This is a genomic window from Paenibacillus montaniterrae (assembly GCF_018403185.1).
GTDB lineage: Bacteria > Bacillota > Bacilli > Paenibacillales > Paenibacillaceae > Pristimantibacillus > Pristimantibacillus montaniterrae.
The window spans coordinates 327,740-339,100 of record NZ_BOSE01000007.1; the positions used below are offsets into that span (position 1 = coordinate 327,740).

Here is an 11,361-nt window from a genome sequence, read left to right on the forward strand (position 1 = left end):
TTCCTCCATAAAATCCTTCTAATACAATCCAAATTTACTCATTCTTTTTGAAGAGCTTTCAAAAAAGACCTCTCTGTCATTCGATGATAGGCAATTAACCTTCCATTATAAACCACATTAAATACGCCGTAAGGGGTAGGTGATAACTCCATCATCTGTGTTCGATCTTGAAAATAAATAATGTGCGGATGAATATTTGCTACATTCGCTGCTTTTATAAGATTCTCTGTAGCTACTTCCAAATACGGACATTGATTTGTTTTTAATATAGTCAGTCCTTCAGAAAACCTTGCCAAACGCTGACTCCAATTGTCAGGAAAATAGGGTAGCAACGTATCTTCGAATGAATAAACATAAAGTTCAAATGAATAAGGCCCACTTTGGACGAAAGAAAAGCCATTTTTGATAAATAACTCTTTACTAGGCGCCCATCCGGTATCAGAGTTTGTTAATACAGCTACTCCTTTCATTTTCTGTTGTCTGGCAGCTTCCAAGCATAACTGAATGAGCTGAGAACCAAGCCCCATCCCGGGAGTTCCTACCCAGATACAGTGAATTACCATATAATTGTCTGCATGAATGGCTCTCCAAGAATATTGGCCAGGGGAGTATTCTATAAAGCCTAACGTCTTTTTTCCATCTTTGATTTGCAAATATTCTAATCCTTGATCAAAGTTTTCTTCAGTCCATTTAAGCTTTTTTAAATAACCTGAATGATTTTTCATACTCCTCATACAGTAACAGCCGTTTTGTCCGATCTTATTTTTCACAATCTCTAGCTGTGAGTTCATTAAATAAGCACCTTCTTCATCCTTTAATTTCTATATGTAGTTCAATTTTTTCTAACTTACACAACCCGACAGGCTAAAGAAGAGTGTAACGGGTCACTCAACAAGATTTGGTAGCGATCACGAGATGATGATAGTTGATGACTTTTAGCCCCTTATCTGTAGAGTATCTATTAAATATTTTTTCTACATCCTCTAGACAATGCTTCCACACAAAGGTTTTTACTGAATCTTTCTGTCCATAACATTTTTTAATTAATATATCTTTTGGAGTTTCTAAGTATTCAATTTCTTCTATTACTTGTATCTTAAAGTCAGTTAATCCAATACTTCTCTTAAATTGATGTTTTGCTTCTATTTGTTCAAGATTATATGGATCTTCTTTCAACGGACTAAATAAGCCAGGAAAATAACTTCTTAAACCTCCGTCCGTTCCACTGTGATATAAACCAATCATCACTCCTCCTGGCTTTAGGATACGAGATGCTTCATGATATAGCCATGGCCCCTTTTTGGTGTAAATTAAATTTAGACTTCCATGGATATCTATATTCACCTAAAGTATCATTCAGCAATGAATACCATTCGGAACTATGTGGAGTAATCCAATCAGGATGTGCTGATGGATCGGGGAAAGTGATTTTTTCAATCATGGTACAGGAACACCTCACTTTCTTCAAATGAATCACTTTTAATCCTTATGTTATTATAATTCCCATATTCAATTATTCTGCTCTTAAATGTTTCAAACTCCTCATTGTTCTTTAATGCTATTCTGATACATGATCTAATTCCCTTTTTTCTCTTAATATCGATAATCCAATTAACAAATATAATTTCTTCAATTTCAGCCGGATTTAACTCTTCTGATCTATAAATTATCTTCTCTGCGTTTACTATTATTTTCGTGTCTTTTTTCCATTCGCTTAGCATTAAAATAAATATAACTAATAAAATACTACCTAAAAATATCATAGTTACATATTTAACGTCTGATTCGACAAGTATTGCTACACTTAAATAAATAAGAAAAGTCATCGACATACTTAAAGATAAATAGAAACTTCTCCACGAATAAATATTCGCAAGAGTAAACTCTGATCTTTTCTTTTCTACTTCCATACATTCACCTCATCCAGACATTGAATTTAATATTTACTGCAAGATACGCAGATTTTTTTGATTTTCGCTATATGCATTCATTTTAACATATGCTTCCAGTTATTGCTTTATTTAAATATGATTCTACTAACCAAATGTCCATGCAAAAGAAAAAGACCAAGTGTAAGATCACTTGGTCTAACTGTGAGCTATCTGTGACAAAGTCCGCTGCGTAGAGCTATAGAGCCAGCCATCTCACTCAGTTTATTTCATTAGCGTTAAACTTATATCATCTACATTAACCCATCCATTACCGCCTATAACATATACTTCTATAGGTTCATTGGCACTCAGCGTAACTTCTTGTGACAGCGACAAATAATCGTACTCATATGGAATGTTCATTTCTGCAAGTACAGTGTTGCCCACTTTAATGCCTATTTTCCCACCGTCTCCACCTGCACTGACAAATGCGGAGAAGGTGTACGTTCTTTCCTGTTCTACCGTAAGCTGCTGACTTATAATATTTTCATTACCTATATCTAAATATGCCAAGTTGCTACCAGTAACAGGCCGATTTGTGCCTATGCCTGAATTTCCTGTAAAGTGCCATGCTCCATCCTCGGACTCGAAACTTGAGTCTTTAATGATATTAAGCTCTGAAGCGTTCAATTCAGCAGTCTCATCACTGTTTGCATGACGAACAGCAACCGAATAGTGTTTGAAGGTTTCTAGCTTGAACTCGCCTCCCTGATACTGACTAATCTTTGAATTAGGTATTACAAAAGCAGAGATTTGCTGATCATTTTCCCGTTCGTCCGTAAAATAATATCTCCCAAATGAGGATACAGATTGAAAAGGACTGTCAGGATTTACGTACTGCACCGTATCTTGAAATACTTTCGGATCGGTTTTTTCATAAAACAATGCAAATATGTAAGGCATATTAACAGTATTCGTTACGGCTATCTTCCCATCTGTTTCATTCGTTGCATATTGCAGGGCATCTCCTAATGATTCAAAAAAAGCAGAGCTGACCTTATCAGGAAATTTTGTGAAATAATCATTTGTAAAGCCTACGAAACAAATAGCAAAAGCGGCTACGATAGGAATAAAAGTAGCTGCAAATTTCTTTCTGAGCACCCACACTCCAGTTGCAACGAAATAGATCGAAGGGATATAGATAATGTTAATACGGTTAATGTTTACATCGGTTATAAATGCCATCGCAATAGCTGATATAAACCAAGCCAGCATAACAAATTCATGATTCCATCTTCTGTCTTTTAGTGAATATACCGCTTTTCCTAATCCAATAAGTAATAATGGGATACAAAAAATATATAAAAAGCCATACGGTGGAAGTGAGTTCCATATTAGTCCATCATCCTGTTTTAAGAACATAACGATGAACTTTTTAAAGTTCTCGATTCCCTGTTGAAGCATATTGCCAGAAAATACAGAAGAAACTTGATCGAATCTTGGAGTTCCTGTCAGCCTTGGAATTGTAAATAGACCTAGATCAATCGATGCAAGCTTCAGTCGATTGATTAGCACGAACAAAAGTATCGGTGTAGACGTAACGATAAATACGGCTATACCAAGGATTAGCTGTTTGATTTTTAATCGTTTAAAGAATAATGCGTAACCAACCGCAATGATTAAAAACACGGGAACAAAAAAGTAAGACGTTCCATAGGCGTATAAAGAAAGAGCGAATACAAAGCAAGCTGCTGGGAACCATTTATTTTTCTCAAAGGAGGTGTACAGCAATAACACGCCAATAAGTACTAAGCTGGGAAATAAATTAGATTCTAGCGCCCATCTAGACATCATAATATGCCAAGGGCTAATCGCTAGTAAAAACATTCCTAGCAGCGCAAATAGCTTGTTATGATGGATTCGAGTAAATAGTAAATAAAAAACCAGCAAGCCTATAATTCCAAATATAATGCTAACTGCTCTAACAGATAACGGGGTTAAGCCAAACAAATATATGAATGGCATCGATAAATAAGCATATAACGCATTTTGTCCACTGCCCCAAGCGATAAAATGAATGGGATTGTAGTAGCCGTTGCGATCGATCCCATAATGAAGAACAGCATAGGCATCATACCCTATAGAAGCCTCATCTTGATTAAGACCGGGCGGAACAATATGTATTAAAAATAATCGAATAGCAGCACCGAGTAAGAATATAGCCAAAAACCATTTATAATCCTTAACCCAGTTAACAATTTGCTTCATTAATTTTGCTCCTTATATATTATTCTATAATTTACACAATTTGCTCTCTACTATACTATTATAATAATACTACCGGCCTTATTTGAATATAGGAGTTGTTAAATAATAATTTAACCTTCAGCCTTACTTCGCTCTTGCGTTAACATGAAACAATACCTTTACCTCAGCTAATTTTTCTATGTTTTAAGATTTTTAGCCTTAATACTCGAAGGACAACTACAATAAGCCAATAAACTAGCATACTCACTACAAAATCTCTCAAAAAATCGATAGCTGTATAGGAATACCAATAAAATATGTGTAGATGTCCTTGCGAGTATCTAGCTGCATCTTCGACATCAACAACTGCTCCCTCTTGAACGGGCTGCTTCATTATACTAATATTGGAACGTCCTGATTGCGTTGAGTTTTTATAGGATGTGCTGGCTTCTAACGTTATTAAATGTATAATAGGTATTAATAAAGAGATGACAAGACCGAGAAGTATAACCCTGCCTTTGCTCATAATGACTTGCCTCCAAGTTTAATAAACATCTTTTTCATATCCACTTAATGATCCTTCCTTCAACAACTGGAATACCATTATGCTCTGCCCACTTTGTCCATTCTTCCACTTGTTTTTCTTCCTCCTTCTTAAACCTAAAATGTAAGTCCGATGATACCAATTTTTTTCCGACTCTTTTAATTCCAATGTTTTGTGTAAAGTACCCTTCTACTATAATCTTTTCTATATCCTTTATAGGAACTTCTCTGTTTTTCGTTTTAATGCTGTCTGATGTAATTACTATTTCTTTTCCAAATCGGGCAAGTAAGTATAGTTTTACGATGATTACGAATAAAGCTGTCGATATCCCCAACCACACTAATAAATTGAGAATGATAGAATCGCTACTATCTAATAACAATTCTAGACGTATAGTATTTCCTAATAAGAATACAAACAATATGATTTGCAAATAATTGGATCGTGGTACTTTTATATTATAGGTCTTTATCATATTCGCTCCCCTCTTCTACCTTCTAATATCTTGATCTGCGACATTCATTAAAACATTTTTCCAGCTCCTTCTTATCTTTTTCATCTTATGTCAAGCGGCATTAAATCCCCCCATTCCTCTTTTTTGTAGAAGAAAATCAGACGCCCACCTTAGATTGCTCGTATCTTAGGTGGGCGTCTGTGTCAGTGAGCTCTTGCTTTAGTAGATTATTCATAATAATCATTTGCTCGAAGCGAAATAATTGGAGAGTATCCTCCAATCCATACATTATAAATGGTTGAACTATTTTTTTCTAATATCATTCAATTGGTCAGTAAAATGTCCAAACTCACCATAATTCCAAAAGCCTCGAGTTTTTATACCACTCGCTGTTGTTTTAGTCCCATATCCATGCTCAAATCCATCTTTCCATTGCCCTTCATAAGACTGCCCATTTTTCCAGACATACGTCCCTTGAGCATCAAAAGTTCCGTACTTCCAGTATCCTCGATAAACATCTCCATTTGCATATATCTTTTCGCCATAACCATGTTCAAGATCATTACTCCAATATCCTATATATACTGTACCATCCAGCCAAGTATAAATTCCTTTACCATGCTTCATTTTCTTAATGATCTGGCCTTCATACCGTTCACCGTTTTCATAATTATTAATCGCATAATTATCGAGTGATTTTAGGCTATTAATCCACTCTCCTTGGTGGACACGTCCATCAATATCTATAAATTGAACTGGTACTTCTATTTCCGTTTCTTGCTGAGTAACCAGTGGAAGAGCTTTCTTTAAAACTGGATTAATAAATGAGCTAGGGACAAAAGTGTCATCTACATACGTTTTATAAAACCAGACAGTAAAATCATACAATCTATAAAAAATTTGTTCGATCTTAGACAGATCAACGATTATCTCACTTTCTCTACTGTCGAAAAGTTCAATTTCCCTTGATAGTTCATACATGTTATCCTCTATCAGCTTATTCTTCCATAATGCGTGGATAATTCCATCCATATGTAGATCACTTGTAACTATCCCAGTATTACCAACTATAATATTAAGGACAGTTCTCATTATCTGCTGAATATTAACCATTGCAGCAAATGGATCTTTTGAGATCAAATTTTCGGTGTTTTTAGCAAGAAGAAATAGTTCAGTGAAATTGCCCTTTAAAAAATCAAAATTAGAATAGTTAATAATTCTACACCCTCTTTCAATTTAAATCCTTTCATAACGTTCCCTTATTCACGAACTCGATAGGTTTAATACCAACGGGGGCGGCCGTGACGCGGTCCAAGTCCAAGATATCCTTAAACCAGTTCTTTCATTAAATAATAGTGTTTATGTCCTTTTGGAGCATTATCAATAATTGCAATCACTTGATATCCATGCTTCTTATAAAAATTAGGAGCTTGAAAACTAAAGGTATTAAGCTTAATAAAGGTACATTCTTTCTCCCTAGCGATTCTTTCTATTTCCATTAGCAATTTTGAGCCATGCCCTTGATGCCTTTGAGTCTGATCAATCCATAAAATATCAACCTCGAGCCAATTCCAACACAATACACTAAGCACTCCACCAATGATCTGGTTATTTTCATCTTTAATGTTGAGATTAATTTCTTCGTATCTATTCTTAATATCATCTGGAAGTTGACTTGCATTGAACTCAATAAGCTTGGTTCTAACATATTTGCTTTCTTCTTCTGTGCTTTTAGATATCATATGATTGGACACGTTAATCCTCCTCCGAGTCTATGTAGTCGATCCAGACCGCGTGTTAATCCCTTAATTTCTTTGTCAAGTAGAGTACAATATCATCATCAATCAGAACTTTATCGCCGTATTTAACATAATCCTTTCCATTATGTATTCCTTTACCATCTGGAATGTAGCCACGCTTTACATATAATACTTGGGCTACGCCATAATCGGAAAATATCCCGACTCCAATTCCAGCAATCGCTGACTTCTCACTTATTATCTCTTCGGCTTTGTCCATCAACCTAGATCCTATACCTAGTCCACGGTATTTAATCAAGACATTAAAATCATTCACTTCGGGAATCTTCTTCTCCCTAAATGCGGGATAATACGAATTCCAGATAACATTTACATACCCCGCAAATTCACCATCTAATTCGGCTATCAGTGTAATTCGTTCCCCATTGTATTGTTCGGTAATATATGTTTCGTATAGTAATTCAGGCTTTTCCCACCCTTGTTCTTTAAAAGCATTTGAAATAATAATGGGGTCACTTTCAGTTATTTTACGAATAAGTAGGTTCATATTGATCTCCCTTTCTTTACACCGTTTTTTTTGATTTGTGGAGATTGCTTCAAACGTTCTTGAAATAACGACAGATACCCACCTTAGATTGCTCTTATCTTAGGTGGGTATCTGTGTTAGTGAGCTTTCTTCCCTGATATTTCTTCTTTCAACCTAGGATTAAATCCAACGTTGCGTTAATGCTGTGTTATACGTAGTACCACGCTTCATCAAATAATCATTCACAACTTGATTCATAGATTTTATACTTTTCGTCTCCGATTGAATATCATATACCGATTTCAATCCAATTATTTTTTTCGTAATACTCATTTAATTGGCGTTCGAGATCAGAAATAACAGGCATCTTGAATACATTCAGCTTTCTACTGGTACATTTGTACATACCACATCTTGAATCCAAGCTCCTCATAGAACTTCACTGTTCTGTGCCACTTAGACCTGTAATTCCCATAACACTATGTATTAACGACGCCCCGCCACCTTAAGTCCTGTAAGAGACGGGCGCGATGCGGTTTTACTGATCATAAATACTTTTTTGAATCTTTGTGATTTCTTTAGTTTCTGGATCGTAATCAAAAAAATAAACATTCTTCTCATCATCTTTATATACCCAGAAACCATCCTCATTGCTAGTCCCACTGACTTGTCCATAAATGCTAAACCCATTAGGTACTACCACTGGAGGCTGCGAACTTTCCACTGATCTTATCTCTTGCTTCAAATCAAACACTTGATAGATCAAAAAGCAAATTACCAGTATCAGACAGGCAATTAATAAATTTGAATTCTTCATAGTTTCTCCTTAATGGTTTAAGATTTTAAAGTTTTTAGATTTTTCGGAGGTTTCACATAGCGTTCTCATTCTATCAAAAGACCGCTAGTGACTGAATGCGGCGATGCGTTAATGCTGTGTTATTTGCTGTTGTATTCTTATCGATATACTACAGAAAGAATCGGTTTTTAACTTTTTCAAATAATTAATCCATATTTTAAATATCCTCGATTATAATTTTCAGTAGATGTATTGATGAATCCATAATCTAAAGATAAGTGTCAAACATATTGTTATTCCTATAATAACTTGCCCCATTACTCTAAATCGGGTATATTTTATCAAATAATAAACCACACTCGATGATAATAAAATGATTATTCCATTGATCATTACGGTCAGAGGAAAAGTAATGATTCTTACTATTCCGCTGATAGGATATATGAAAAATAATAATATCTCTATTAGTATGAGAGGACTTATAAGTAACATGAAGTAATAAAAATAACTTTTATATTTCCTTTCCTCCACTGAATCACCTTCTTAACCTATTAATGCAATTACACATACACGAAGTCCGACGGACTCGGACATGTCTGGTCATTTATGCCTCTCCGAACCCCCTCATCTGGACCGAGGGCGAAAGCCCGATGCATGAATTATGTTAGATGGTGTTGCTGGCTCCTTCGAATCACTCGGGATAATTTTCAGATGCTTCTATCAGTCTATTCTCTTCGTCTAAAGCTTTTAATATTCTGTCTATATCACTAAATTCCCGATAACGTTCTTGCATTCACGAGCCTACAGTAGGTTGTAACATGAATCAGCTTCTCTGCCAACATCACTAGTGACCAAGGAGCGAATGCTACGTTACGAATTCAGTGTTAGCTGAAGTCGTCGCTCCCTTGAAATATCTCTCACAATCGATGATTTCCCTTCTAATTTGTGTCACCCATGTAACATCCCTTTTGATGTCTATTCATTATTTTCTCCGATAACTTACTTGGATAAATTCTTAATTTATTTAGGCTATCTATTTCAATCCACTCGACACCTACTTGATTATTATCTGGATTCGTTCCTATAAATTTCTCTACTGATTCTTTGATTCTACATTCAAAATAGAACTCTACTTGATGCACATCATAATCCCATTCTGCAAATTCATGATTCTTGCCTATATATTCTCTAATGTAAACAATATCTCCTACTACCACTTCACAACCCAATTCTTCATTACATTCCCTTTCGACAGTTACCTTTAATTCTTCTCCTTTTTCTTGTCCACCACCCGGGAAAAGATAGAAAAATCCCTGCTCATCTTGATTTCTTGTTAAAAGTAATTGATTATTTTCAATAATAATTGCTTTTGCTGAATTTCTTATAGGTTTCATTTTATTCTCCTGTACGAAGCATCACCAGTGACTGAGGAGCGTATGCCACGATGCGTGAAGGCTGTGTTATGTTTTAACTTGACTTAAAAACACGAATATTATTAGTGTTATTAGAATAATCTCTAAAATTAATATTAATATTCGTAAACTCTTTTTCGATTTTTTCTGTAAATATATCTGATCATATCTAGCAATCGATGAACATATAATACAAACTCCCGTACAGATTATAAATATTGAACTATAAACTATATCGTTTATCTTATTAAATGAGTAAGGGATAAAAAGAATGAAGACCATAATAAATGAAGTAAACAAAATGCATACTGAAATCTTTCCTAGTAAAGATAGATTTAAAAAATCTTGTTTGGTTTTTAATCTTAGCATATGATCATCCTTCAAAGAGATTTTTGCTTTCGAAAGATATCGTCTAACGTACTTGCTTCAATAAACACAAAAGGCTTAAGTGGGTTGCAGCACAACGGATAGTAGACTTAGCCTTGCAGGGTCACATGAATAAACTTATCTGCCAAAAGCACACCGCCACAGTAATCGAGGAGCGTATGCGACGTTGCTTTAATTCAGTGTTTTAAGATGTGGCTGCCTTCTTCGAGCCCCTCACAATATCTTTTTATATTTGCTAAAATTTCCATCCCCAAACGTAAAATATTCAAAGCACAATCTACCTCTTTTTCGTCTGGGTAATAATCATAAACACTGTTAAGAAATCTCTCAAACATAGACTTTAGATCCATGTTCCTGAGTTCATTAATAGCCTCTACTTTGCTTAACCTCCATACACGAATAGGGTCATTACCCTCAATTATCAAACAGTTTTTTAAAGTAGGCCATATTTTAGTAATCATCAATCTAGTATTCTGGGACAAACGATTCCCACCGTGATCTAACAAACTTTCATATGCAAATCTTGGAAAAACATCAATTGATCTTATTGATTTAATTGAATTCTCTCTTATCTGTTCGGGTGGCATATCTGGGATAAAATTTTCACCATATATTACTTCATAGGTTCCACTTACAAAACCTGCATAATTCTTAGGCAGTGATTTGCCTATAATATCACATTGAATATACCGAAAAGGGGTCACGTCAATCTTGGCTAACTCTTTATGAATATCGTAATATTTTCCTAAATCCAGGTTAGTGACATTCATTAACAATTTAATATCTATATCACTGCAACCGGGAATAAAGTCACCAGTTATTACTGAACCATGAATGATAATTCCTATAAGCTGATTTTTAGTGTGTTTGTAATATACATTTGCCGCTTGTTCAATTATCGGTTTTGCTTCTCCTTCAATATTCTGCAATGAAAACATATACTTGTATCTCCTTTGAAAGACTTAAGTGAAGCGCAACGGGTCGTAAACTTAACCTTGCAGGGTAGGTACTTGAATCAGCTTCTCTATCAAAAGCAAAAAGCATCACCAGTGATCAAAGAGCGCATGCGAAGATGCATTAATGTGGTCTTATACGAAGTATTCGCTTAGTTGAACACACAATCATAAAAGTTTGAATGTAGTTAAATAGTTATTCTTCATTCTTCTAATAAATTATTTAAATGATTGGGTATTCCGGGTTGAGATTTCACTTGCAATACCTTGTCTCCAATATAAATTTGAACCTCTCATGACTAAAGTCACGAGATTCTTGGGTAGTCTCTTCTAACGAAGAGAAATTCACCAAGCTAACCCTGTCGTTCCGACAGTTCGTGTAAGAATTACACAGCAAGAAGTCTTTTGCCT

The 11,361-nt window shown here is 35.0% G+C and carries 12 protein-coding genes; all 12 read right to left on the reverse strand.

All coding sequences use genetic code 11. From position 1 onward, the window contains the following. Nucleotides 1-38: 38 nt before the first annotated feature. Complete coding sequence (locus KJS52_RS18880) at nucleotides 39-791, reverse strand: GNAT family N-acetyltransferase (protein ID WP_213518219.1); 753 nt, start codon at nucleotides 789-791, stop codon at nucleotides 39-41. Nucleotides 792-888: 97 nt separating this feature from the next. Then, nucleotides 889-1,344: a hypothetical protein gene (locus KJS52_RS18885; protein ID WP_213518221.1), complete on the reverse strand. Its 456-nt coding sequence runs from the start codon at nucleotides 1,342-1,344 to the stop codon at nucleotides 889-891. Between the two features lie 89 nt (nucleotides 1,345-1,433). Further along, nucleotides 1,434-1,910, reverse strand: coding sequence for a hypothetical protein (locus KJS52_RS18890; protein WP_213518222.1), 477 nt, complete (start codon nucleotides 1,908-1,910; stop codon nucleotides 1,434-1,436). Between the two features lie 243 nt (nucleotides 1,911-2,153). Continuing rightward, nucleotides 2,154-4,139 carry a glycosyltransferase family 39 protein gene (locus tag KJS52_RS18895; protein WP_213518224.1) on the reverse strand — a complete coding sequence of 662 codons (1,986 nt, stop codon included), beginning with the start codon at nucleotides 4,137-4,139 and terminating at the stop codon, nucleotides 2,154-2,156. Between the two features lie 163 nt (nucleotides 4,140-4,302). Next, nucleotides 4,303-4,644: a hypothetical protein gene (locus KJS52_RS18900; protein ID WP_213518226.1), complete on the reverse strand. Its 342-nt coding sequence runs from the start codon at nucleotides 4,642-4,644 to the stop codon at nucleotides 4,303-4,305. Between the two features lie 34 nt (nucleotides 4,645-4,678). Then, nucleotides 4,679-5,137: a hypothetical protein gene (locus KJS52_RS18905; protein WP_213518228.1), complete on the reverse strand. Its 459-nt coding sequence runs from the start codon at nucleotides 5,135-5,137 to the stop codon at nucleotides 4,679-4,681. A 282-nt stretch (nucleotides 5,138-5,419) separates the two neighbouring features. Continuing rightward, a complete protein-coding gene (locus KJS52_RS18910; RefSeq protein WP_213518230.1) occupies nucleotides 5,420-6,229 on the reverse strand; it encodes an MORN repeat-containing protein in 810 nt (269 codons plus the stop codon). A gap of 215 nt (nucleotides 6,230-6,444) precedes the next feature. Continuing rightward, nucleotides 6,445-6,858, reverse strand: coding sequence for a GNAT family N-acetyltransferase (locus KJS52_RS18915; RefSeq protein ID WP_213518305.1), 414 nt, complete (start codon nucleotides 6,856-6,858; stop codon nucleotides 6,445-6,447). 55 nt (nucleotides 6,859-6,913) lie between these two features. Further along, complete coding sequence (locus KJS52_RS18920; RefSeq protein ID WP_213518237.1) at nucleotides 6,914-7,423, reverse strand: GNAT family N-acetyltransferase; 510 nt, start codon at nucleotides 7,421-7,423, stop codon at nucleotides 6,914-6,916. 517 nt (nucleotides 7,424-7,940) lie between these two features. Next, nucleotides 7,941-8,219: a hypothetical protein gene (locus KJS52_RS18925; RefSeq protein WP_213518239.1), complete on the reverse strand. Its 279-nt coding sequence runs from the start codon at nucleotides 8,217-8,219 to the stop codon at nucleotides 7,941-7,943. Nucleotides 8,220-9,136: 917 nt separating this feature from the next. Further along, nucleotides 9,137-9,592, reverse strand: a complete 456-nt coding sequence (locus tag KJS52_RS18930) for an NUDIX domain-containing protein (RefSeq protein WP_213518241.1) — start codon at nucleotides 9,590-9,592, stop codon at nucleotides 9,137-9,139. A 581-nt stretch (nucleotides 9,593-10,173) separates the two neighbouring features. Next, on the reverse strand, nucleotides 10,174-10,935 hold the full coding sequence (locus tag KJS52_RS18935) for a nucleotidyltransferase domain-containing protein (RefSeq protein ID WP_213518243.1): 762 nt from the start codon (nucleotides 10,933-10,935) through the stop codon (nucleotides 10,174-10,176). Nucleotides 10,936-11,361 lie beyond the last annotated feature (426 nt).

Bases quoted from the DNA above. Each gene is read 5' to 3' on its own strand.
- KJS52_RS18880 (WP_213518219.1), bottom strand. From the start codon at position 791: ATGAACTCACAGCTAGAGATTGTGAAAAATAAGATCGGACAAAACGGC.
- KJS52_RS18890 (WP_213518222.1), bottom strand. From the start codon at position 1,910: ATGGAAGTAGAAAAGAAAAGATCAGAGTTTACTCTTGCGAATATTTAT.
- KJS52_RS18895 (WP_213518224.1), bottom strand. From the start codon at position 4,139: ATGAAGCAAATTGTTAACTGGGTTAAGGATTATAAATGGTTTTTGGCT.
- KJS52_RS18900 (WP_213518226.1), bottom strand. From the start codon at position 4,644: ATGAGCAAAGGCAGGGTTATACTTCTCGGTCTTGTCATCTCTTTATTA.
- KJS52_RS18905 (WP_213518228.1), bottom strand. From the start codon at position 5,137: ATGATAAAGACCTATAATATAAAAGTACCACGATCCAATTATTTGCAA.
- KJS52_RS18910 (WP_213518230.1), bottom strand. From the start codon at position 6,229: ATGGTTAATATTCAGCAGATAATGAGAACTGTCCTTAATATTATAGTT.
- KJS52_RS18915 (WP_213518305.1), bottom strand. From the start codon at position 6,858: ATGATATCTAAAAGCACAGAAGAAGAAAGCAAATATGTTAGAACCAAG.
- KJS52_RS18920 (WP_213518237.1), bottom strand. From the start codon at position 7,423: ATGAACCTACTTATTCGTAAAATAACTGAAAGTGACCCCATTATTATT.
- KJS52_RS18925 (WP_213518239.1), bottom strand. From the start codon at position 8,219: ATGAAGAATTCAAATTTATTAATTGCCTGTCTGATACTGGTAATTTGC.
- KJS52_RS18930 (WP_213518241.1), bottom strand. From the start codon at position 9,592: ATGAAACCTATAAGAAATTCAGCAAAAGCAATTATTATTGAAAATAAT.
- KJS52_RS18935 (WP_213518243.1), bottom strand. From the start codon at position 10,935: ATGTTTTCATTGCAGAATATTGAAGGAGAAGCAAAACCGATAATTGAA.